This is a genomic window from Rhodoferax sp., from assembly GCF_028714215.1.
Taxonomy (GTDB): domain Bacteria; phylum Pseudomonadota; class Gammaproteobacteria; order Burkholderiales; family Burkholderiaceae_C; genus Rhodoferax.
The window spans coordinates 20,773-42,726 of record NZ_JAQTMS010000002.1 but is presented as its reverse complement, the minus strand read 5'-3'; the positions used below and the strand labels follow the sequence as shown (position 1 = coordinate 42,726).

The 21,954-nt window shown below is 64.2% G+C and carries 17 protein-coding genes and 1 pseudogene; 12 read left to right on the top strand and 6 right to left on the bottom strand.

Annotation, left to right across the window (positions count from 1 at the left end; genetic code table 11):
• Positions 1–73 precede the first annotated feature (73 nt).
• The 9 genes and pseudogenes from PHS32_RS01190 (at position 74) to kdpE (ending at position 10,746) form a co-directional block, all read left to right on the top strand.
• A complete protein-coding gene (locus PHS32_RS01190) occupies positions 74–1,423 on the top strand; it encodes a glutamine synthetase family protein (RefSeq protein ID WP_301076928.1) in 1,350 nt (449 codons plus the stop codon).
• Between the two features lie 284 nt (positions 1,424–1,707).
• Entirely contained in the window at positions 1,708–1,806 is a 99-nt protein-coding gene (gene kdpF / locus PHS32_RS01185; RefSeq protein WP_301076927.1) for a K(+)-transporting ATPase subunit F, read from the top strand.
• Complete coding sequence (gene kdpA, locus PHS32_RS01180; protein ID WP_301076926.1) at positions 1,806–3,632, top strand: potassium-transporting ATPase subunit KdpA; 1,827 nt, start codon at positions 1,806–1,808, stop codon at positions 3,630–3,632. Before kdpF ends, kdpA begins: the two co-directional genes overlap by 1 nt.
• Before the next feature lie 18 nt (positions 3,633–3,650).
• The gene (gene kdpB, locus PHS32_RS01175; RefSeq protein WP_301076925.1) at positions 3,651–5,810 is read left to right on the top strand and encodes a potassium-transporting ATPase subunit KdpB; all 2,160 of its coding nucleotides are present in this window, start codon (positions 3,651–3,653) and stop codon (positions 5,808–5,810) included.
• Between the two features lie 35 nt (positions 5,811–5,845).
• Complete coding sequence (gene kdpC, locus PHS32_RS01170; RefSeq protein WP_301076924.1) at positions 5,846–6,418, top strand: potassium-transporting ATPase subunit KdpC; 573 nt, start codon at positions 5,846–5,848, stop codon at positions 6,416–6,418.
• 61 nt (positions 6,419–6,479) lie between these two features.
• Positions 6,480–9,239, top strand: a complete 2,760-nt coding sequence (locus PHS32_RS01165) for a DUF4118 domain-containing protein (protein ID WP_301076923.1) — start codon at positions 6,480–6,482, stop codon at positions 9,237–9,239.
• Between the two features lie 143 nt (positions 9,240–9,382).
• Positions 9,383–9,634, top strand: a pseudogene (locus PHS32_RS01160) (BrnT family toxin); the annotation flags it as partial.
• A complete protein-coding gene (locus tag PHS32_RS01155; protein ID WP_301076922.1) occupies positions 9,618–9,875 on the top strand; it encodes a CopG family antitoxin in 258 nt (85 codons plus the stop codon). The pseudogene PHS32_RS01160 and the gene PHS32_RS01155, both read left to right, overlap by 17 nt.
• Before the next feature lie 160 nt (positions 9,876–10,035).
• Positions 10,036–10,746, top strand: a complete 711-nt coding sequence (gene kdpE, locus PHS32_RS01150) for a two-component system response regulator KdpE (protein WP_301076921.1) — start codon at positions 10,036–10,038, stop codon at positions 10,744–10,746.
• On the opposite strand, the gene PHS32_RS01145 is transcribed toward kdpE, so the two are convergent.
• Positions 10,738–13,323 carry a DEAD/DEAH box helicase gene (locus PHS32_RS01145; RefSeq protein WP_301076920.1) on the bottom strand — a complete coding sequence of 862 codons (2,586 nt, stop codon included), beginning with the start codon at positions 13,321–13,323 and terminating at the stop codon, positions 10,738–10,740. The genes kdpE and PHS32_RS01145 overlap by 9 nt on opposite strands.
• A 144-nt stretch (positions 13,324–13,467) precedes the next feature.
• Here PHS32_RS01145 and PHS32_RS01140 point away from each other — a divergent pair, with 144 nt between their 5' ends.
• The 3 genes from PHS32_RS01140 to PHS32_RS01130 are packed head-to-tail and all read left to right on the top strand — an operon-like array spanning position 13,468 to position 14,596.
• A complete protein-coding gene (locus PHS32_RS01140; RefSeq protein ID WP_301076919.1) occupies positions 13,468–13,872 on the top strand; it encodes a hypothetical protein in 405 nt (134 codons plus the stop codon).
• The gene (locus PHS32_RS01135) at positions 13,869–14,390 is read left to right on the top strand and encodes a zeta toxin family protein (protein ID WP_301076918.1); all 522 of its coding nucleotides are present in this window, start codon (positions 13,869–13,871) and stop codon (positions 14,388–14,390) included. The genes PHS32_RS01140 and PHS32_RS01135 overlap by 4 nt, the downstream gene beginning before the upstream one ends.
• Positions 14,387–14,596 (top strand): hypothetical protein, encoded by a 210-nt coding sequence (locus PHS32_RS01130; RefSeq protein WP_301076917.1) that lies wholly within the window; start codon positions 14,387–14,389, stop codon positions 14,594–14,596. The genes PHS32_RS01135 and PHS32_RS01130 overlap by 4 nt, the downstream gene beginning before the upstream one ends.
• A 119-nt stretch (positions 14,597–14,715) precedes the next feature.
• Here the strand turns inward: PHS32_RS01130 and PHS32_RS01125 are convergent, their stop codons facing one another.
• From PHS32_RS01125 to PHS32_RS01105, 5 genes are all read right to left on the bottom strand, one after another.
• A complete protein-coding gene (locus PHS32_RS01125; protein WP_301076916.1) occupies positions 14,716–16,926 on the bottom strand; it encodes a malate synthase G in 2,211 nt (736 codons plus the stop codon).
• A gap of 15 nt (positions 16,927–16,941) precedes the next feature.
• Entirely contained in the window at positions 16,942–17,706 is a 765-nt protein-coding gene (locus PHS32_RS01120) for a haloacid dehalogenase type II (RefSeq protein ID WP_301076915.1), read from the bottom strand.
• An 80-nt stretch (positions 17,707–17,786) separates the two neighbouring features.
• A complete protein-coding gene (locus tag PHS32_RS01115; RefSeq protein ID WP_301076914.1) occupies positions 17,787–19,664 on the bottom strand; it encodes a potassium transporter Kup in 1,878 nt (625 codons plus the stop codon).
• Between the two features lie 92 nt (positions 19,665–19,756).
• The gene (locus PHS32_RS01110; RefSeq protein WP_301076913.1) at positions 19,757–20,443 is read right to left on the bottom strand and encodes a response regulator; all 687 of its coding nucleotides are present in this window, start codon (positions 20,441–20,443) and stop codon (positions 19,757–19,759) included.
• Positions 20,440–21,942, bottom strand: a complete 1,503-nt coding sequence (locus PHS32_RS01105; RefSeq protein WP_301076912.1) for an ATP-binding protein — start codon at positions 21,940–21,942, stop codon at positions 20,440–20,442. Before PHS32_RS01105 ends, PHS32_RS01110 begins: the two co-directional genes overlap by 4 nt.
• Positions 21,943–21,954: the final 12 nt, after the last annotated feature.

Genomic DNA, 21,954 nt, shown 5'->3' with positions numbered 1-21,954 from the left:
ATGACCCGGCGCCAACGGCTTTGCGCCGGCTTGCCGGAGCACCTTCGTCGCTGGCTTCTGCTATCGTCCAGCCATGCAACCAACCAACACCAGCCAACTCGAAGCCTTCTTCCGCCAGCACGGCATTCGCGACGTCGAATGCCTCTTCGCCGACATCTCCGGTTACCCGCGCGGCAAGCTGATGCCGGCGTCCAGTTTTGCTGCCGGCGCCGAACTGCGCATCGCGCAGGCGATTCCGATGCAGGCGGTGACCGGCGACTACTCCTACGACCCCATTTTTCCGGACGCCGACCCGGATGTGCGATTGCTGCCGGACTACGCCACGCTCAAGCTGTCGCCCTGGTCCAGCGTCCCGCGCGCCGTGGCGATTCACGACTGCATCGAACTGAACGGTGAACCCTGTGTCTTTGCCGCCCGCTCGCTGCTCAAAATGGTGCTGGCGCGCTACGCGGCGCGGGGCTTGACGCCGGTGGTGGCGCCCGAGATCGAGTTTTACCTGACCGCCCCCAACGTCGACCCGAGCCAGCCGCTGCTGGCCCCGGCGGCGCGCAATGGCCGCGCCGAGGTCGGCCAGTCGGCCTTCAGCCTGAATATGCTCAATGAACTGGCGCCGTTCTGGGATGAGTTTCGCGCCGCACTGGACGCCTTGGGCGTGCAGGCCGACACCTGGATTCACGAGGTCGGGCCAACCCAGTACGAGATCAACCTGCTGCACGGCGACGCGCTGGCGCTGGCCGACCAGGCCTTCTGGTTCAAGTACGCGGCCAAGGAGACTGCCATCAAGCACGGCCTGAACGCCGTCTTCATGGCCAAACCGATTGCCGGCGCGCCGGGCAGTTCCATGCACTTGCACCAGAGCGTGCTGGACGCCCACGGGCGCAATATCTTCAGCAGCGAGGAGGGCGCCGAGAGCCCGCGCTTTCGGCACTTCATCGCCGGCCTGCAAACCCATGCGCCGGACCTGATGCTGATCTTTGCCCCGCATGTCAACTCTTATCGCCGCTTTGTCAGGGACAGCCAGGCGCCGGTCAACCTGCACTGGGGTTACGACAACCGCACCACCGGTCTGCGCATTCCGGTCAGCGGCCCCGCCGCGCGCCGGGTCGAGAACCGCATTGCCGGCGCCGACGCCAACCCCTATCTGGCGATTGCCGCCTCGCTGGCCGCCGGACTGGCCGGCATGGATGAAGCCTTGACGCCGACCGAGCCGATTGCGGTCACAGCCAGCGCCTACGATCAGGCGCATGCGCTGGCGCGCAGCTTCTTGCCGGCGCTTGAGCAGATGGAGCGCAGCGCCTCCAGTCGGCGCCTGCTGGGCGATGCTTTCGTCACCGGCTTTTGCGCCGTCAAGGCGCTGGAATACGACAGCTACCTGCGCGAGATCAGCGCCTGGGAGCGGCGCTTTTTGCTGCCGCAGGTTTAGCTATCCCCTGCATAACTCGCGCCGCACGCCGGCAAGCGGCAATCGCTTTCGCAAATCGAAGTCTGAAGTCTCGACTTTGGATTTGACCTTTACGCTTTTTTTACGGCCGCTTGATAAATCTCATCCCCGTTTTTACGCCCGGATAAGCAAACTTCCGTCATTCATTTGACTCGGGAGTTGCTCATGGATATCGTTTTTGTCGCCGCCGGCGCCGGCCTGTGGGGCCTGATGGTGCTGTTGGTTTGGGGCTTCAGGAAGCTCGAAAAACCGCAAGGGGGCCGGCCATGATCAGCCTCACCGTTCTTTACGGTTTGGGTGGCGTTTGCGCCGTCCTGTTGCTGGCCTATCTGGTCTATGCGCTGATCCGCGCCGAGGAATTCTGATGACTACTTCCTCTTGGGGTCTGTTGGCCCTCTACCTCGTTTTGTTGCTACTGGCGGCCTGGCCGCTGGGCATCTGGCTGGCGCGCCTGAGTTCCGGCAACCTGCCGCGCTGGATGCAACGGGTCGAAGCGCCGCTGTACCGTCTGGCGGGCACCTCCCCTGACAAATCCATGAACTGGTCGCACTACGCGCTGGCCTTGCTGGCCTTCAATGCGCTTGGCGTTTTCGCGGTCTACGCCTTGCAGCGCGTGCAGCTCTGGCTGCCACTCAATCCGGCTGGCATGGCCAATGTGTCGCCCGACTCGGCCTTCAACACCGCCGTCAGCTTTGTCACCAACACCAACTGGCAGGGCTATGGTGGCGAGTCGACCATGAGCTATCTGACGCAGATGCTGGTGCTCGCGGTGCAGAACTTTTTGTCTGCTGCGACCGGCATCGCCGTGGCGTTCGCCCTCATTCGCGGCTTCGCCGCGCGTCCCACCGGCGCGGAGCAGGAGCGCGCCCGTCTCGGGCACGTCGGCAACTTCTGGGTCGATATCACGCGCATCACAAGCTGGTTGCTGTTGCCACTGTCGCTGGTCTTTGCCGTGGTTCTGGCGGGGCAAGGCGTGATCCAGAACTTCGACGCCTACAAGGACGTGGCGACACTGGAAGTCAACGCTTACCAGCAGCCCAAGAACGGTGCCGATGGTCAGCCCTTGAAAGATGCCAAGGGCAACCCGGTCATGGAAGACCTGAAGACCGCCACGCAAAGCCTCGCCATGGGTCCGGTCGCGTCGCAAGAGGCGATCAAGATGATAGGCACCAACGGCGGTGGCTTCTTCAATGCCAATTCGGCCCACCCTTATGAGAACCCGACCGCGCTGAGCAACCTGCTGCAGATGCTGGCGATCTTCCTGATTCCGGCGGCGCTGTGCTTTGCCTTCGGCCGCGAGGTCGGCGATCTGCGCCAGGGCTGGGCCGTGCTGGCGGCAATGACCGTGATGTTTGTCATTGCCGTCATCGTCATCACGCCCGCCGAGCAGGCCGGCAATCCGCTCATCGGTGCCCTGGGCGTCGACCAGACCGCCAGCAGCCTACAGTCCGGCGGCAATATGGAAGGCAAGGAGGTGCGCTATGGCATCAATGCGTCCAGCCTGTTTGCCGTCATCACCACCGCTGCCTCGTGCGGTGCCGTGAACGCCATGCACGACTCCTTCACGCCGCTGGGCGGCATGGTGCCGATGGTGATGATCCAACTGGGCGAAGTGGTGTTCGGCGGCGTCGGCTCGGGCCTCTACGGCATGCTGGTGTTTGCCATTCTGGCGGTGTTTATCGCCGGTTTGATGATTGGCCGCACGCCGGAGTACTTGGGCAAGAAGATCGAGTCGCATGAAATGAAGCTGACCTCGATCGCCATTCTGGTGACGCCCATTGTGGTGCTGATTGGTACCGCGATCGCTGTCGTGGCTGGCGACGGCAGGGCCGGTATCGCCAACCCCGGCGCGCACGGATTTTCCGAAATCTTGTACGCCTTCAGCTCGGCCGCCAACAACAACGGCAGCGCCTTCGCCGGTCTGTCGGCCAACACGCCGTTTTACAACGGGATGCTGGGCCTGGCGGTGTGGCTGGGACGCTTCGGCGTGATCGTGCCGGTGCTGGCGATTGCCGGCGCGCTGGCGGCCAAGAAACGCCTGCCGGTGACGGCCGGAACGATGCCGACCCACGGCCCGCTGTTCGTGGCGCTGTTGATCGGCACCGTGCTGCTGGTGGGCCTGCTCAATTACGTGCCGGGGCTGGCGCTAGGCCCCATGGTTGAGCATCTGATGCTGTGGCCTGGTCATTGAAGCGCCGAGGCAAATCATATGAAAACGAAAACTTCTCTAACGCTGTTCGATCCGGTGCTGGTCATGCCCGCCATCAAGGCTTCCTTTACCAAGCTGAGTCCGCGTGTGCAATGGCGCAACCCCGTCATGTTTGTGGTCTATATCGGCAGCATCCTGACCACCTTGCTGGGCCTGCAGGCGCTGCAAGGCAAGGGTGAGGCCTCCGTCGGCTTTATCTTCGCCGTGGCGCTGTGGCTGTGGTTCACCGTGTTGTTTGCCAACTTTGCGGAAGCACTGGCCGAAGGCCGCAGCAAGGCGCAAGCGGCCTCGCTGCGTACCCTGAAGAAAAGCACCTGGGCCAAAAAACTACAGGGGTCGAAACAGGGCGCACGTTTCGCCGCCGGGCCGCCCCAAGGCGAAACAGCCCCCTCGGGGGGCAGCGCAGCACACGAAGTGGCAAGCGTGGGGGCTCGCTCTTGGCTGCCGGAGCAGGCAGAAAACCTGAGAAAAGGCGATGTGGTGCTGGTTGAAGCCAACGAGATGATTCCGCTGGACGGCGAGGTCATTGAAGGCGTGGCCTCGGTCGACGAGAGCGCCATCACCGGTGAATCGGCACCGGTGGTGCGCGAATCGGGCGGCGATTTCTCAGCTGTGACCGGCGGCACGCGCGTGCTGTCCGACTGGCTGGTGCTGCGCATAACGGTCAATCCGGGCGAATCGTTCCTGGACCGCATGATCAGCATGGTGGAGGGCGCCAAACGCCAGAAAACACCCAATGAAATTGCCCTCACCATTTTGCTGGTGGCGCTGACCATCGTGTTCCTGGTGGTCACGGTCACGCTGTTGCCCTACTCGATGTTCAGCGTGGAAGCCGCCAAGGCCGGCAGCGCGGTGAGCCTGACGGCGCTGGTCGCTTTGCTGGTGTGCCTGATTCCGACCACTATCGGTGGCTTGCTGTCGGCGGTGGGCGTGGCGGGCATGAGCCGCATGATGCAGGCCAATGTGATTGCGACCTCGGGCCGCGCCGTGGAAGCCGCTGGCGACGTCGACGTGCTGCTGCTGGACAAGACCGGCACCATCACTCATGGCAACCGGCAGGCCACCCGGTTCCTGAGCGCGCCTGGCGTATCGGAGCAGCAACTCGCCACTTTTGCCATGCAGGCGTCGATGGCCGATGAGACGCCCGAAGGCCGCAGCATTGTCGCGCTGGCCCAAAAACTGAATGCAGCGCAAGCACTGGTCGGTGCGATGACCGAGGTTCCCTTTACTGCCCAGACCCGCATGAGCGGCGTCGACGTTAGGAATAGCGATGGCAGCACACGCCAACTGCGCAAGGGCGCGGTCGATGCCATCCGCAAACACATCGAATCCCTGGGCGGCAGCGTCCCGGCAGAAGTGGTCCGGGCTTCCGACGAGATATCACGCCGCGGCAGCACGCCGCTGGCAGTGTCCGATGGCAAGCTCGTGCTGGGCGTGGTGGAACTCAAGGACATCGTCAAGGCTGGCATCAAGGAGCGTTTTGGCGAGCTGCGCCGCATGGGCATCAAGACCATCATGATCACCGGCGACAACAAGCTCACTGCGGCGGCCATTGCGGCCGAAGCTGGTGTCGATGATTTCCTGGCCGAGGCGACGCCAGAGGACAAGCTCAAGCTGATACGCCAGTACCAGGCTGAGGGCCGTCTGGTGGCCATGACCGGCGACGGCACCAACGACGCACCGGCGCTGGCGCAAGCCGACGTGGCGGTGGCCATGAACAGCGGTACCCAGGCCGCCAAGGAAGCCGGCAACATGGTCGATCTGGATTCGAACCCGACCAAGTTGCTGGAAGTGGTGGAGACCGGCAAGGCCTTGCTGATGACGCGCGGCTCGCTCACCACCTTCTCGATTGCCAACGACGTGGCCAAGTATTTCGCCATCATCCCGGCGATGTTCGTGAGCACCTATCCGCAGTTGTCGGCCCTCAATGTGATGCAGCTGGGCAGTCCTTCCTCGGCCATTTTGTCGGCCGTGATTTTCAATGCGCTGATCATCGTGGCCCTGATTCCGCTGGCGCTGACGGGTGTCAAGTACCGGGCCATGGGCGCCGCCGTGCTGTTGCGCCGCAATCTGCTGATTTACGGCGTCGGCGGTTTGATCGTGCCCTTCATCGGCATCAAGGCCATCGACCTGTTGCTGGTCGCCATGCGCTTGGCCTGAGCTGGCCTGACGCAAGCAAAGTTAAAGGAATCCTCATGAGAAACATTCTTCGCCCGGCACTGGTCCTCTTCCTGGTGCTGACCCTGGTCGCCGGTGTGGCCTACCCGCTGCTGGTAACCGGGATCGCGCAGTTGCTGTTTCCGGCGCAGGCCGGCGGCAGCCTGATTCAGCGTGATGGCAAGGCGGTCGGCTCCGCCTTGATTGGCCAGAATTTCAGCGACGCTAAACACTTCTGGGGCCGTCCTTCCGCCACCAGCCCGATGGCCTACAACGCCGCGAATTCCAGTGGCTCCAACTTGGGTCCGCTGAACCCGGCCTTGACGGACGCCGTGAAGGGCCGTGTCGAAGCCTTGCGCGCCGCCGATCCCGGCAACTGGGCGTCGGTGCCGGTGGATCTGGTGACGGCTTCTGCCAGCGGCTTGGACCCGCACATCAGCCCGGCCGCGGCGCGCTACCAGGTGGCCCGGGTGGCCAAGGCGCGCGGCCTGGCGGTCGAACGAGTGCAGGGCCTGGTGGAGCAGCAGACCGAGCCGCCGCTGCTGGGTTTTCTGGGTGAATCCCAAGTCAACGTGCTGAAACTCAATCTGGCGCTGGAAGATCTTCGTTGAACAAGGCGATGGTGCTACCCTGCGCAAAACAATTTTGAAAACCCGATGAAGCAGACATCTCATGGCTAGTTTTCCGGATGCCCGCCCGGACCCTGATCAACTGCTGGAGCAAATCCGCAGCCAGGGGGAGCGCGCGCGCCAGGGGAAGCTGCGCATCTACTTCGGCGCCGGCGCCGGCGTTGGCAAGACCTACGCCATGCTCAATGCGGCGCAGCGCGAACAGCGCGCAGGACGGCAGGTGCTGGTCGGTGTGATCGAAACCCATGGCCGCGGCGAGACCGCCGAATTGCTGGCGGGCCTGCCGCAATTGCCGCAGCGCGAGGTGCCCTACCGCGGCCGCACCCTGTTTGAATTCGACCTCGACGCCGCTCTGGCGGCGCACCCGGCGGTGCTGCTGGTCGACGAGCTGGCGCACAGCAATGCCCAGGGCTCGCGCCATCCGAAGCGCTGGCAGGACGTGCAGGAGTTGCTGGACGCCGGCATCGACGTCTGGAGCGCTCTCAATGTGCAGCATCTGGAGAGCCTCAATGGCACGGTGGGCGCCATTACCGGCATCCGCGTGCACGAGACCGTGCCCGACACCGTGCTGGACCGCGCCGACGAGATCATTCTGGTCGACGTAACACCCGACGAACTGCTGGAGCGCCTCAAAGCCGGCAAGGTCTACCTGCCGCAACAGGCGGAGCGCGCGGCGCAGAATTTTTTCCGCAAGGGCAACCTGATCGCGCTGCGCGAGATTGCCTTGCGCCGCACCGCCGAGCACGTGGAAGACGACGTGCGCAGTTACCGCGTCGAGCAGTCGCAAGCCGGCGGCGCTATCGCCCGTGCGCCGGCCTGGAACACCTCGGGCGCCATCCTGGTGTGTGTCGGCCCCCATGAAGGTGCCGAACATGCGGTGCGCAGTGCGGCCCGGCTGGCCGGCCAGCTCAATGTAAGCTGGCATGCGGTCTACGTGGAGACCCCGGCACAGCAGCACTTGCCGGCCGCGGTGCGCGACCGCACGCTGGCGGTACTCAAACTGGCCGAGGAACTGGGCGCCGGCACCGCCGTGCTGACCGGCAGCGACGTGGCTACCGAGCTGGTGCGCCAGGCCGATACCCTGAACTGCGCCACCCTGGTGACCGGCCGACCCAGCGCGCGGCGCTGGCAGGCGCTGTGGCGCGTCCGGCGCCCCACCGTCACGCGCCAGCTCGCGACCCTGGCGCCGGCGCTGGACATCGTCGAAGTCGGCGTCGCCGACAGCACACGCCGCTTGTCGCCGGCCTTGCCGCGCGACGGCCGTGATGAAGAAGCTGCAACGCTGTGGCGCGAGGCCTGGCCGGCTTATGCCTGGACCGCTGCCGTCTGCCTGTCGACCACGCTGCTGGCCCTGCCGCTGGCGCCGCTGTTCGACCTGGCCAATATCGTGATGCTGTTCCTGCTCTACGTGGTGCTGGTGGCGGTGAAACTGGGGCGCGGCCCGGCCATGCTGGCCGCCGTCTTGGGTGTCGCCTCATTCGACTTTTTCTTTGTGCCGCCGCGTTTCTCGTTTGCCGTCAGCGACGTGCAATACCTGATGACGTTTGCCGTCATGCTGGCGGTCGGATTGATGATCGGTCAACTGACGGCGCGGCTGCGTTTTTCGGCCCGCATGTCGGCCAGCCGGGAGCGCCGCGCGCGCGCCCTGTTCGAGCTGACGCGCGATCTGTCGGCCGCGCTACAAGCGGTGCAAGTGGTGGAGCTGGGCGAGGCGGCGGTGCAGCGCAGCTTTGGCGGCCAGGCGCGGGTGCTGCTGACCGACGCCAACGACCAGTTGCTGCTGACCGATGATCTGCCGGAGTCCATCGATGCCAGCATCGCCGATTGGGCTTTTCACAACGGCCAGCGCGCCGGTTTGGCCACCGCCACGCTGCCGGCCCACACCTGGCATTACGTGCCGCTGCGGGCGCCGATGCGGATTCGCGGTGTGCTGGCGCTGCAACCGGCGCATCCGCGCTGGCTCATGATTCCCGAGCAGGTGCAACAGCTGGAGACGCTGGCGCGTCAGATCGCCATTGCGCTGGAGCGGGTGCACTATGTTGAGGTGGCGCAAGCGGCGCTGGTGCAAATGGAGTCCGAGAGCCTGCGCAGCGCCTTGCTGGCGGCGATCTCGCACGATGTGCGTACACCGCTGACGGCCCTGGTGGGACTGGCGGAATCGCTGGAGCACTCGGCACCACCGCTGGCGGCCGAGCAGGCCAGTTCGGCCCGCGCCATCGTGCAGGAGGCGCGGCAGCTCAATGCGCTGGTCACCAACCTGCTGGACATGGCGCGCCTGCAAAGCGGCCAGGCCAATCTGCGCAGCGACTGGCACTCGGTCGAAGAGCTGGTCGGCAGCGCCATCCGCGCGGCACGTCATGCCCTGATTGATGCGGTGGTGCAAACCGAGCTGCCGGCCGACTTGCCGCTGGTCGAGTTCGACGCCGCCCTGATGGAGCGGGTGCTGGTGAATCTGCTGGAGAATGCCGCCAAATACGGCACTGACGCGAGGCCTGACAGCCGGCCTATCCTGGTCAGCGCCAGCGTCACGCCGACAACACTGGTGCTCAGCGTGCGCGACCATGGGCCGGGTCTGCCAGCGGCCAGCCTGGGCCAGGAGCACACGCTGTTCGAGAAATTCACACGCGGCAAGACCGAGTCGGCGACACCGGGTGTCGGTCTCGGGCTGGCGATCTGCAAGGCCGTGGTGGAAGCGCACCGGGGCCACATCACGGCGGCCCAGGCCCTGGGCGGTGGCGCCGAATTCATCCTGACATTGCCGCGCAAACCGCCGCCGGAACTCCCCGACAACCTCGATGCCTGACGATCAACCGCTGCTGCGCTTGAAGGCATCCTGATTCCCGTCCCCGGCCTGACCGCGACTTGGGGTGTGAGTAACGACAAATGTAGAGACAAACGCGTATAATTAGAGCGTGAAAATAGCGGGGTTGCGACTGGGACGAAGGCAACTGGCCGAAGTGCGGCAAGCATGGCGTTTCCCGAGAGGAAATAGAACAGGTTCTCCTTGGGACGCCTGCCGTCATGCCAGACCCTAACCCGGATGAGCCGCGCATGAGGGCCATCGGAAAGACGGAGACTGGGCGCTACGTCTTTCTGGTTTTCATGCTACGCAAGGTTGACGCCAAGACCATGCTTCGCCCCATCAGTGCCCGCTACATGCACCAGAAGGAGATCGATCACTATGAAAACCAAATCTAAGCCCATGCCAACACTCGCGAGTGATGCGGATGCGGAGCGATTCGTTGATACGGCAGACCTTTCGCATTACGACCTGTCAGGCTTCAAGCCAATGCGCTTCGAGGTCGAGCCGAAGGCTGCGGCGCTGAACATGCGGCTTCCTCAAAACTTGCTTGATGCTTTGAAGGCAAAGGCGAAGGCCAAGGGGATACCGTACACGCGCTATGTTCGTTTGTTGCTTGAGACTGATGTTGCGCACTGAGCATGGTCACAAAACGGACTCTCGAGGAAAACCTAGCCTTGGCAAGGCTAGAGGTACTGCTGCGAAGAAGGAACCATAGAGAGATCCGGAACCAAACGCACTGTATGCTGCCACCTGAGTTCCCGGGCAGCGACAATGCCTAACCTGGAACCACATCCCAATGTCTGCCCCCGTTGCCGTCATCGTTGAGGACGAGCCCCAGATTCGCCGCTTTGTGCGCGCGGCGCTCGAAGCCGAGGGCTGGCAGGTGCATGAAGCCGACACGCTGAAAAAGGGTTTGATCGAAGCCGGCACCCGCAAGCCCGATCTGCTGGTGCTGGACCTGGGCCTGCCCGATGGCGACGGTCTGGAACTGATTCGCGACGTGCGCGGCTGGTCCGCCGTGCCTATCGTGGTGTTGTCGGCGCGCGCCGACGAGGCCGACAAGATTGCCGCCCTGGATGCCGGTGCCGACGACTACCTGAGCAAGCCTTTCGGCGTTGGCGAACTGCTGGCCCGGGTGCGTGCCAACCTGCGCCGGCCGCGCGCCGCGCCCGGCGAGGGTGCGGCAGAGGCATCCGCTGACAATGATCCGGTGTTCAGGTTCGGCGAAGTGGAGGTGGATCGGCAGGCGCGCATTGTGCGACGCAACGGCGCCGAGGTGCACCTGACGCCGATCGAATACCGCTTGCTGACGGTGCTGGTCGCCAATGTGGGCCGGGTGCTGACGCACCGCCAGTTGTTGCGCGAGGTCTGGGGCCCGTCACATGCCCAGCAAAGTCACTACCTGCGGATCTACATGGGGCATTTGCGCCAGAAGCTTGAAATCGATCCGGCGCAACCGCGCCATTTGCTGACCGAGACCGCCGTCGGCTACCGGCTGCTACTTTAACCAGGGTTCGAAGGCCTTGGCCAGCCGCTGTAGCACGGCCGGGTCCGGCAGCGGCAGGCGAATGCTGGCCTGCCCGGTGACCGGATCGCGCTCGATCGCCGGCGGCGCCGCGCCCGTGCCAGCGGCACCCCGCGCCGCCGCCAAACCCTGCAACAGTGCGGCGCCAGCTTCCAGGATGGCGGCCCAAGGGTCGGCGGCTGCGACCGGCGAAGGCGCGGGTTCGGTGACGGCTGCGGTGGCCTCGGGGCCGGTTGGCGCCACGCTTGCCGTGGCATCGGAGGCTGCTGTGGACCGGTCCATGGACTCGGCAACAGCGGGTGGCTGCACGTCGACGCCCGGATTGGGCTGCGCATCCCCCTCGTCCTCGCCCATGGCGCCGGCCACCTGTTCCACGCGCTTCATGAACTGGGACAAGCGCGTGCCTTGCATGAACACATCAACCTCGCCACCATCAAGCACCCCTGCGAACAGCGACTTCTTGAAGGCCAGCACTGACAATATGCCCTCCTCGATGCTGCCCTGGCCGACAAAATTGATGACCTGCACGCCACGCGACTGGCCCATGCGGTGCACCCGGCCGATGCGCTGCTCCAGCACCGCCGGGTTCCAGGGCAGGTCCATGTTGACCAGCACGGCCGCCGCGTGCTGCAGGTTCAAGCCGACGCCGCCGGCGTCGGTGGAAAGAAACAGGCGGCAATCCGGATCGTTGTGGAACTGCTCCACCAGCGCGCCACGCTTGTCGCCGGAGATGCTGCCGCTGAACAGCACATGACCCCAGGGCCGCATTTGCCGCGTGAGCGCCGACGGGCCGCCCCTAGGCGCGAGGGCTCCCTCGGGGGGCAGCGCAGCACACGCAGTGGCAAGCGTGGGGGTGCGCATTGCCAGGCGGCGCCGAATCAGCTCATGGGTGCCCAGCCATTGGCTGAAAACCACCGCTTTCGCGCAGGGGTCCTCGAACAGTTCGTCCAGCAGCGTCATCAGCTCGTCCACCTTGTGGCCGTGGTCGCTCTCGTGGTCGAGCAGAAATGTGCTGTTGCAAGCCATGCGCATGTTCTGCAAGGCGCAGCGCAAGCGGCGTTGATCGACGTCCGACAGGTAGCCGGTCTTGCGCCAGCGCAGCACGATGCGCGTAACGATCTGGCCGTTCTCGTCGTGGTGCACGCGTTGCTGGGGCGTCAGCGGCACGAAGACGCGGTTGTCCACCCGCTCGGGCAGTTGGGTCAATACTTCGGCCTTGCGTCGGCGCAGCATCACAGGCGCGAGCGTCTGCCCGATGCGGTCCAGCGCCCGGTAGCCAATCACACGTCCCGCCTCGTCGCGCATCTGGTGCTCGTCGAGCAGGCGCCAGGTCGGTCCGAGCCGGTGCTGATCCACGAACTGGACGATGGAGATCAACTCCTCCAGCCGGTTTTCCAGCGGCGTGCCGGTCAGTACCATGGCGTAGGGGCTCTTGATGCGCTTGAGGGCGCGCGCGGCGATGGTGTTCCAGTTCTTGATGCGCTGCGCTTCGTCGGCAATCACCAGGTCAGGCGCCCAGGCAGCGATCAGATCGGCGTCGCGGGCCAGCGTCTCGTAGTGGGTGATCTTGCAAAATACTTCTTCGCGGTACTGATTCTGGCGTTGCGCGCGCAGGCCGTGGATCACCTGCACCTCGCGCTCGGCAAAGTGCGCAAATTCGTTCTTCCACTGGTGCTTGAGCGAGGTCGGACACACCACCAGCACCCGGCGCACGCCGAAGTGGCGCGCGAACAGCTCGGCGGCGGCGATCGCCTGGATGGTCTTGCCCAGGCCCATCTCGTCGCCGATCAGGCAACGCCCGGTGCGCGCGGCAAACAGCGCACCCTCCACCTGGTAGGGGTAGAGCTTGACCTTCAGGAGCCGCTTGAGCGCCTTGTCGCGGATGCCCTTCGGGTAGGCCGCCACCAAAGCCGCGTAGCGGCGCTCGCCGTCTCGGATTTGGGCGATGAACTGCCAGACGTCGTCGTAACAGCGCAGCTCATGATGGCAGTCCTGCGCAGCTTGCAGCAGGCTCTCCAGTTGGTCTTGCCGCTCCCATGGCAAGGCCCAGCCAGCGCTGCTATCGAACAGTAACTCTGCCTGTTTCAGCAAAGTTCCGGGGCAGGTCGTACCGGCCGAAAAGCGCACGCGACGCTGGCCCGCATAGTCGAGCCAAATCTCGCTGTAAGTTGGCTGGAAACCGTGTTGGAGGGCCGCTTTGCCGCCACGCCTGGCCTGTAGCTTGGCGAGCGTGAACTCGATGTGCTTGCAAGTGCCCAGATCATTGGTTGCGTAGTCCGGGCAGGTGCAGAAATTCTGCCCCAGCGCCGGGCCCCGAATCGCCACTCGGTAGCGCGTACCGCTGTCGGGGTTGCTCACGCGGAAGTCGGAAAACACCGGCTCGCTCCCCAGGTTTTCCAAGCCGAAGGACTGCTCGCGGCCAAACTGCCGGCGCAGTGCCGTTTGCCAGTCCGTGACCGCCAGTTCCGGCGGGCGGCGCAGGCGCGAGAGGCGGGGTTCGGTAGGCTTGGCGGTCTTGGTTTTCTTTGGTGCGGTTTTGCGCTTGCGAGCAGTGGACATGGTTGGGCTGGGTTGACGCGAGTGGTGGGTGATGGCCTGGATTTTCGCTTACGGGGAGCGGAATTTCGTGCTGGACAAGACGGCTGACGGCAAGATCGAATTTCCGTACGATGCAGTGCATGTGGATTTCTTGCTGAAGGCGGCGTGATCGCGCGGGCTGCGTACGGCAAGCCTGCGCTGCCTGAGCTGGCAAAACGCCTCTCACTGCCGAGTTTGGTAGAGGCGTTTCTGCCCAAGCCTTTGAAGCTATCGCCAGCTTCATCTGGGGTTTCCAATTCTCTCGACAGTGTGGAGAGAATTGAGTTGGTGGCATTTCAGGCTGAAAAGCGCACAAGAGGCAGTGTCTGGGATTTACCGCCCCTTGGGGTAGCCCCCATAATCCAACTAAACAAAAAAGTAGCAATTTTGTCCGCTCTTCTCACTCCCTATCAACGCCAATACGTCGCGTGGCTGCTGTCGCGCCCCATGAACGTGGCGAATCTGCCGATGGCGCAGAGGCCCGTTGTCGCCCTGGCGCAGGATGATTTGTTTGACGGGGATGCGGCGTGACACAGCCCAAGATCATCATCATTGCCGGGCCGAATGGCGCGGGAAAGACCACCTTTGCGCGTGAGTTCTTGCCCCAGGAGGCGGGTTGCCCCGTCTTCGTCAATGCCGACTTGATTGCCGCCGGGTTGTCACCCTTTGCGCCGGAGCGTGCGGCCATCCAGGCCGGGAGATTGATGCTGGAGGTTATTGCGCAGCATGCGAGCCGGCGGGAGAGTTTTGCCTTTGAAACCACTTTGTCTGGCAGAGGTTACGCAAGGCAGATTCCGCAATGGCAGGCTTTCGGCTATTGCGTCGAGTTGTTTTTTTTGAGTTTGCCTTCGGCGGATATGGCGGTACAACGTGTGGCCGAGCGAGTTCGCCAAGGTGGGCATGACATTCCCGAGGCTACGATTCGCCGACGCTTCGACTCGGGCGCGCGACTGTTCCGCGACGTGTATCAACCCTTGGTGGATAAATGGGTTCTTTATGACAACTCGGGCGACGAGCCTGCAATGATGGACTGGAGCGACAAGCCATGACTACACCGAAGCAAGTAAATGAGCCCATGCCTGCCTACGGCAAGATACCGACGCTCACTGATGCCGACATCGAGGGATCGTTGAAGGCCCTTCGGAGGGCGGCCGTTCGTGCGCGTCAGCTTGCGCTGCAGACCGGCACCGATTTGATTGTGATGCGCTCAGGTCAGGTGGTTCGCGCGTCGCCACAGCAGAAAACGACGTCATGAGCCAGCGCGAAGTCAACGCCATCACAGGCCGCCTGAGCCTGCGCCCGCCTCAATCTGAACACTGGCCAAGCTGGCAGTGCTATTTGCCGGATCAGATCCGACATGACGTGTGGCAATGCTCAGGCCGCCGCCTTCACCTTCAGCCGCCAGGCATGTAGCAACGGCTCGGTGTAGCCGCTGGGTTGTGCCAGGCCTTTGAACACCAGGTCGCACGCTGCCCTGTACGCCATGGAGGTCTCGAAGTGACCCGCCATGTTCTTGTACAGCGGGTCGCCGGCGTTCTGCTGGTCCACCACGGCGGCCATGCGCTGGAAGGTTTCTTTCACTTGCGCTTCGGTCACCACGCCATGGTGCAGCCAGTTGGCCATGTGCTGGCTGCTGATGCGCAAGGTGGCGCGGTCTTCCATCAAGGCCACGTTGTGGATGTCGGGCACCTTGGAGCAGCCGACGCCCTGGTCGACCCAGCGCACCACATAGCCCAGAATGCCCTGCGCGTTGTTGTCGAGCTCCTGCTGTTTTTCCGCGGCGCTCCAGTTCGGGTTGCTGGCCACGGGAACGGTCAGCAGGCCACTCAGCAGGCTGTCACGTTCCTTGCCGGCGTTGATTTTTTCCAGCTCTCTTTGCACCTGGCTGACCAGCACCTGGTGGTAGTGCAGGGCGTGCAGGGTAGCGCCGGTGGGGCTGGGCACCCAGGCGGTGTTGGCACCGGCCTTGGGGTGGGCAATCTTCTGCTCCAGCATGGCCTTCATCAGGTCCGGCATGGCCCACATGCCCTTGCCGATCTGCGCTTTGCCGCGCAGGCCGCAGGACAGGCCCACCAGCACGTTGTTGCGCTCGTAAGCCTGGATCCAGGCGCTAGTTTTCATGTCGCCCTTGCGGATCATGGCACCGGCCTGCATGGCGCTGTGCATCTCGTCGCCGGTGCGGTCCAGAAAGCCGGTGTTGATGAAGGCGACGCGGCTGCTGGCGGCGGCGATACAGGCTTTCAGATTGACGCTGGTGCGGCGCTCCTCGTCCATGATGCCTAACTTGACGGTGCTGTCGGGCAAGCCCAGCATTTTTTCGACGCGGCCGAACAGCTCGCTGGCAAAAGCGACTTCGGCCGGGCCGTGCATCTTGGGCTTGACGATGTAGACCGAGCCCTTGCGCGAGTTGCGAATGCTGTCCTTCTTGCTGCGCTTCAAATCGTGCATGGCAATGGTGGTGGTGATCACGGCGTCCAGGATGCCCTCCGGGATTTCACGCGTGACGCCTTGCTTGTCGGTGTACAGAATAGCCGGGTTGGTCATCAGGTGACCCACATTGCGCACAAACATCAGCGAGCGCCCATGCAGCCGCACCGCCTTGCCCTTGCCGGAGGGCGGCGTGTAGAGGCGGTCGGGATTCAAACCACGGGTGAAGGTCTGGCTGCCCTTGCTGACCTCTTCGGTCAGCGTGCCTTGCAGCATGCCCAGCCAGTTGCTGTAGGCCAGCACCTTGTCGTCGGCGTCGACCGCGGCCACCGAGTCTTCCAGATCGAGGATGGTGGAGAGCGCCGCCTCCAGCACCAGGTCGCTGATGCCGGCCGGGTCACTGGCGCCGATGGGCGTGGCGCGGTTGATCTGAAGGTCCAGATGCAAGCCGTTGTGGCGCAGCAGCACAGAGGTGGGCGCCTTGGCCTCGCCCTGGTAGCCGATCAACTGCGCCGGGTCTTGTAACCGGCTGCTGCTGCCGTCGGCCAGTTTGACGCTCAGCTTGCCGTCCTTGATGCGGTAGCCGATGGAGGCTACGTGCGAGCCCTGGCGCAGGGGCGCGGTGCGGTCCAGCACATGGCGCGCGTATTCGATGACCTGGGCGCCGCGCCTGGGGTTGTAGGCCTTGCCTTTTTCGTTGCCATCGGCCTCCGAAATCACATCGGTGCCGTACAGCGCGTCGTACAGACTGCCCCAGCGCGAATTGGCGGCGTTCAGGGCGTAGCGGGCGTTCAGGATAGGCACCACCAGTTGCGGGCCGGCCTGCACCGCCAGTTCGGCGTCCACCTTGGAGGTGCTGATACGGACTTTTTTCGGTTGCGGCACCAGGTAGCCGATTTTTTCCAGAAAAGCGCGGTAGGCTGGCATATCCGAGATCGGTCCGGGGTGCGCCGTGTGCCAGGCGTCCAGCTCTGTTTGCAAGCGCTCGCGCTCCTTCAGCAAGGCGATGTTTTTCGGTGCCAGGTCGGCCACCAGGGCGTCAAAACCTTTCCAGAACCTGGGCCCGGCGAGGCCCGTGCCGGGCAGGACTTTGCTCTCGATGAACTGGTGCAGAACGGTGGCGACTTGCAGTCGGTGGATGGGGGTACGTGCGGTCATGCTGTCGGACTCTGATTAAGGGGAGGAGGTTGGAAAAAAGCTGAGGACGTCGCGCAGGTTGCTGCCGCTGCGCGTGGGCTGGGTGCCCAGTTCTTCGAACGGCAACTGGTAGCGGTTGACCCACAGCGTCCGGTAGCCGTACCAGGTGGCGGCCAGCGCGTCCCAGGCGTTGCTGCTGACGAAGAGCATCTGCCTGGCGGCCAGGCCGGTGGCCTGCTCGCCCAGGGCATAGGCGTCGGGGTGGGTCTTGTATTTGCGGATCGGGTCGACGCTGATGACGTGGTCCAGCAAGCCGTCCAGTCCGGCCGATTTGACCGCCAGATTCAGCATGGCGGCGTCACCGTTGCTCAGGATGCCGGTGGGGATGCCCCTGGCCTTGAGTTCCGTCAGCACCTGCCGGTTCTCGGGAAAGGCGCTCAGGTGCCGGTACTGGTTCATCAGGCGCTCGATCTGGCTGTCGAATGCGGTGCTGAGCGTCGACGATGGCGCCGGAACCACGATGCGTTTGATGGCGTACACCAGCGCCGCCCGGGTCAGCTCCCAAAACGGCTGGTAGTGGGCGCCGTGGTTGCTGGTGGTCACGAGCCGGGTGTATTCGATCTGCTTGTCGCGCCACAACACGCTCAGCGCCTGGCCATGGCCGGGAAACAACTGCTCCGCCAGCAAGCCCACGCTGTAAACATCGAACAAAGTGCCGTAAGCGTCGAACAGCACGGCACGCGGCACTTCGAGCCTGGGGGCTCTGGATTTATCGGCGCTGGCGGGACTTGTCTTTGACATGTCCCTACTTTATTCGACACCTCTTATGTGATTAATGCCCAATAAATCTGTTTATCTGTGACAAAAATAACGCCAATCATTCAAATCTGCACCCGCGTCCCAAGCTCGATAACGCAGTTGTTGGGCAGCCGGAAGAAGCCCGCCACGCTGCCGGCATTGCGTGACATGAGGGCAAAGAAGGCTTCGCGCCAATGCGCCATGCCGGCGCCGCGGGTCGGCACCACCGTTTCGCGGCTCAGGAAATAAGAGGTTTCAAACAGGTTGATGGCCAGCCCCTTGGCGCGACAGAGTTCCAGTGCCTGCGGGATATCGGGCGTGTTCTTGAAACCGTAATTGACCTGTACTTTCCAGAAGCCGGCCACCATGGGTGTGATCTGCACCCGCTCCTCGAACGCAATCCAGGGCACTTCGTGGAACACCACGGTCAGGATCACGTTGCGCTCGTGCAGCACCTGGTTGTGCTTCAGGTTGTGCATCAAGGCTTGCGGCACCGTTTCCGGGTTCGCAACGGCGTACACCGCGGTGCGCGATACGCGGTGGATGCCGTCGCTGGCCAGCGCCGTGACGAAGGGCAGCAGCTCGGGGTCGTCGTTGCGCAGGCTCTCCAGCAGCAACTCACGGCCGCGCCGCCAGGTTGCCATCACGGTGAAGATGGCCAGCCCCAGCACCAGCGGGAACCAGCCGCCCTGCAGGAACTTGAGGGCGCAGGAGATCACCAGCAAGCCGTCCAGCGCCAAAAACACGCTGGTGGCGGCGAGGGTCACCGGCAGCGAATAACCCCAGCCGAAACGCAGCACGAAGAAGGCCAGGATGGTGGTGATCAGCATCGTGACCGTCACCGCAATGCCATAGGCCGCGGCCAGCGCGGAAGAACTGCCGAAGCCCACCACCGCCAGCAGCACCGCCACCAGCAAGGCCCAGTTAACCTCCGGCATGTAAATCTGGCCGGCCTCCTTGGCCGAGGTGTACAGCACTTGCAGCCGGGGCAGCAGGCCCAGTTGGACCGCCTGCTTGGTCATGGAATAAGCGCCTGAAATGACCGCTTGCGACGCGATCACGGTGGCCAGCGTGGCCAGCACCACGGCCGGAATCAGCCAGACTTGCGGAAACATGCGGTAAAACGGATTTTCAAGGGCCGACGGATCGCGCATCAGCAGCGCGCCCTGGCCCATGTAGTTGAGGGTCAAGGCCGGCATCACCAGGCCGATCCAGGCCAGCTGGATCGGGCGTTTGCCGAAGTGCCCCATGTCGGCATACAGTGCCTCGGCCCCGGTGAACGCCAGCACGATGGCGCCGACGGCGACAAACATATGCCAGCCTTGCGCGCGCAGGAAGAAAAATGCGTTGAGCGGGTTCAAGGCGGTGAGGATCAGCGGTTGCTGCACGATTTGCGCCAGTCCGGTGGCCGCCAGCACGCCAAACCAGATCACGATGATGGGGCCGAACAGCCGGCCCACCACGGCGGTGCCGAAGCGCTGCATGGCAAACAGGCCGATCAGCACCGTGACCGAGATCGGCAGCACATAGGGCTTGAGCAGGGGTGTCGCCACCTCCAGGCCTTCGACCGCGCTCAGCACCGAAATCGCCGGCGTGATCACGCTGTCGCCATAGAACAGCGCGGCGCCAAAGACGCCGGTGAGCAGTAACACAGTGTGCCGCCGCGGGGTCTTGCCGGCGGCATGCGCCGCCAGCGCGGTCAAGGCCATGATGCCGCCCTCGCCGCGGTTGTCGGCTTGCAGGATCAGCAGCACGTATTTCAAGGTGACGACCAGCATCAGGCCCCAAAAAATCACCGAGACGGCGCCCACCAGTTGCGTTGCATCCAGGGGCACGCCGGTGGCGGGGCTGAAGACTTCCTTCATGGTGTAGAGCGGGCTGGTGCCGATGTCGCCGTACACCACGCCCATGGCACCCAGGGTCAGTACGGACAAGCCCTCGCGGCCAGAAGATTTACCCATTGCAATCGATCAACAGTGAAGAGGGCGCCACTGTGGCCCTTCCCCTATCAGGAACGCATAAGGATGCGCCGGGCCGGGGCGCCGCCGCCAGGTCAGACGTCCGCCAGCCGGTAGCCGACACCGGTTTCGGTCAACAGATGGCGCGGCTCGCTCGGATCGCGCTCGATCTTGGCGCGCAACTGGGCCATGTACAGGCGCAGATAGTGGGTGTGCTCGGTAAATTCGGGGCCCCACACGTCAACCAGCAATTGCCGGTGCGTCACCACCCGGCCGGCGCTGCGCACCAGCCGTGCCAGCAGTTTGAACTCGGTCGGTGTCAGGTGCAGCGCCTCGCCGTCGCGCTCCACCAGGTGCGCCGCCAGATCCACGCGCAGGTCTTCCAGCTCATGCGTGGTGACGGCGGCGGCCAGGCTGGTGCCGCGATGGCGCAGCGCCACCCGCATGCGCGCCAGCAACTCGTCGACGCTGAACGGTTTGGTCAGGTAGTCATCGGCGCCGGCGTCCAGTAATTCGATTTTCTGCGCTTCCTGATGCCGGGCCGACACCACGATCACCGGCGTGGCGTGCTGCTTGCGCAGCTCGCGCACCAACTGCACGCCGTCCCCATCGGGCAAGCCCAGATCCAGCACGATCAGGTCCGGCAGCTTGTGCTTCAGCATGGCGCGGGCCTCGCTCAGGGAGACCGCGGTCTGCACGACAAACCCTTCCACCGACAAAGAGGCTTGCATCAGCGAGCGTATCGCGCGGTCGTCCTCGATCACCAGCACCTGCAGGCTCATGGCAATTCCTTCTCGGGTTGCGGCTCGGCCAGCGGCAAAGTGGCCACGAAGCAACTGCCGCCACCGCTGCGCGGGCGCAGCGTCAGGCTGCCGCCATGCGCCACGGCGATGGCGCGGCACAAGGCCAGGCCCAGCCCGGCGCCGCGCTGGCCGGACTGGTCGCCGCGCCGATAGGGCTCAAAAATAAGTTCCTGTTCCTGCGGAGCAATACCGGGCCCCCGGTCCTTCACCGAGATCGTCAGGGCGTCGGCTTCGGCCGTGACGATCAGGTCGATCGGAGCGCTGCTGTATTGCAGCGCGTTGTCCAGCAAATTGCCTATCATTTGCGCCAGCAGTACCGGGTCCGCCTTGAGCAGCGGCAGGCCGGCCGGGACCCTTGATTTGATGCGCCTGCCGGTGTCGCGCTGACGTACCCGCGCCAGCACCGCGCCGACGATTTCCTCCAGCGATTCCCAATCCCGTTTCAGTTCCATTTGCTGGCTGGTCAGGCGCACCAATTGCAGTGTGTTCTCGGTCACCGTGGACAGGTACGCGGCCTCACTGGCAATACTGCCAAGCAGCCGTTCCTGGTCCGCCGGGCTCAATTTTTCGCGCTGGGTTTGCAGCGCCGAGGCGGCGCCGACAATGGTCGCCAGGGGGGTGCGCAGATCGTGCGAGACGGCGGCCAGAAAAGTGCTTTGCAGTTGCTGGCGCTGGACCTCGATCTGCGCCGCATGCATGGACGCCGTCAGGCGAATCCGCCACAAGGTTTGCGCCAGCAGCGCGCACAAGGCCTGGGCGTGTTCGCGGCCGTCGTTGTCGTCGGAGCGTGCCGGCAAGACGCGGGCCGCGCCCAGCACCTGTCCTCTGTCGCCCAGCGGCAAATACCAGGCGTTCAGTCCGGGCCAGCGTCCCGTGCCAGGCCCCAGCACGGCGCACTCGTTGATGCAGCAGCGCAAACCATCGCGCTGCTCGTCCGGCAGTTCACCGCCACCCTGCAACGCATTCGCCGGATCCAGCAACAGCAGGGCGTTGGGTCCGTCAAAGGCCGCGTTCAACGCGCCCTGACCCAGCGCCGCAACCTCCTCGGCGGTGCTGGCCAGCGCCAGGCTTGACGCCAGGGCCTGCAACTGCCGTGCCCGTTGCGCGTTCAGGGCGGCATGGCGCGACTCGCGCCGCACGCCGGCCGCCAGGTGGCTGATGACCAAAGCCAGCACCAGCATCACCACCAGGGCCACCAGGTGCTCGCGGCTCTCCACGTCAAAAGTCCAGCGCGGCGGGACAAAAAAGAAATTCAACGCCGTCACCGCCCCGACAGCGCATACCGCCGATTGCACCCAGTCCAGTTTGTAGGCGGCAATGACGATCGCCAGCACATAAAACATGGCTTGGCTGGTCAGCGACACATAGGGGTCCAGCAGGGCGCTGCCCAAGGTCGCGGCGCTCAGCAACAGCGCGACGAAAGCCCAACTGCGGACCGAGTGGGCGCCTTGCTCTGGAACCGGGGCAACATCAACCATGCGCTCAGCGTA

What these genes read in the sequence shown, in the direction of transcription:
- PHS32_RS01190 (WP_301076928.1), top strand. Translation starts at nt 74, where the DNA reads ATGCAACCAACCAACACCAGCCAACTCGAAGCCTTCTTCCGCCAGCAC.
- kdpF (WP_301076927.1), top strand. Translation starts at nt 1,708, where the DNA reads ATGATCAGCCTCACCGTTCTTTACGGTTTGGGTGGCGTTTGCGCCGTC.
- kdpA (WP_301076926.1), top strand. Translation starts at nt 1,806, where the DNA reads ATGACTACTTCCTCTTGGGGTCTGTTGGCCCTCTACCTCGTTTTGTTG.
- kdpB (WP_301076925.1), top strand. Translation starts at nt 3,651, where the DNA reads ATGAAAACGAAAACTTCTCTAACGCTGTTCGATCCGGTGCTGGTCATG.
- kdpC (WP_301076924.1), top strand. Translation starts at nt 5,846, where the DNA reads ATGAGAAACATTCTTCGCCCGGCACTGGTCCTCTTCCTGGTGCTGACC.
- PHS32_RS01165 (WP_301076923.1), top strand. Translation starts at nt 6,480, where the DNA reads ATGGCTAGTTTTCCGGATGCCCGCCCGGACCCTGATCAACTGCTGGAG.
- PHS32_RS01155 (WP_301076922.1), top strand. Translation starts at nt 9,618, where the DNA reads ATGAAAACCAAATCTAAGCCCATGCCAACACTCGCGAGTGATGCGGAT.
- kdpE (WP_301076921.1), top strand. Translation starts at nt 10,036, where the DNA reads ATGTCTGCCCCCGTTGCCGTCATCGTTGAGGACGAGCCCCAGATTCGC.
- PHS32_RS01145 (WP_301076920.1), bottom strand. Translation starts at nt 13,323, where the DNA reads ATGTCCACTGCTCGCAAGCGCAAAACCGCACCAAAGAAAACCAAGACC.
- PHS32_RS01130 (WP_301076917.1), top strand. Translation starts at nt 14,387, where the DNA reads ATGACTACACCGAAGCAAGTAAATGAGCCCATGCCTGCCTACGGCAAG.
- PHS32_RS01125 (WP_301076916.1), bottom strand. Translation starts at nt 16,926, where the DNA reads ATGACCGCACGTACCCCCATCCACCGACTGCAAGTCGCCACCGTTCTG.
- PHS32_RS01120 (WP_301076915.1), bottom strand. Translation starts at nt 17,706, where the DNA reads ATGTCAAAGACAAGTCCCGCCAGCGCCGATAAATCCAGAGCCCCCAGG.
- PHS32_RS01115 (WP_301076914.1), bottom strand. Translation starts at nt 19,664, where the DNA reads ATGGGTAAATCTTCTGGCCGCGAGGGCTTGTCCGTACTGACCCTGGGT.
- PHS32_RS01110 (WP_301076913.1), bottom strand. Translation starts at nt 20,443, where the DNA reads ATGAGCCTGCAGGTGCTGGTGATCGAGGACGACCGCGCGATACGCTCG.
- PHS32_RS01105 (WP_301076912.1), bottom strand. Translation starts at nt 21,942, where the DNA reads ATGGTTGATGTTGCCCCGGTTCCAGAGCAAGGCGCCCACTCGGTCCGC.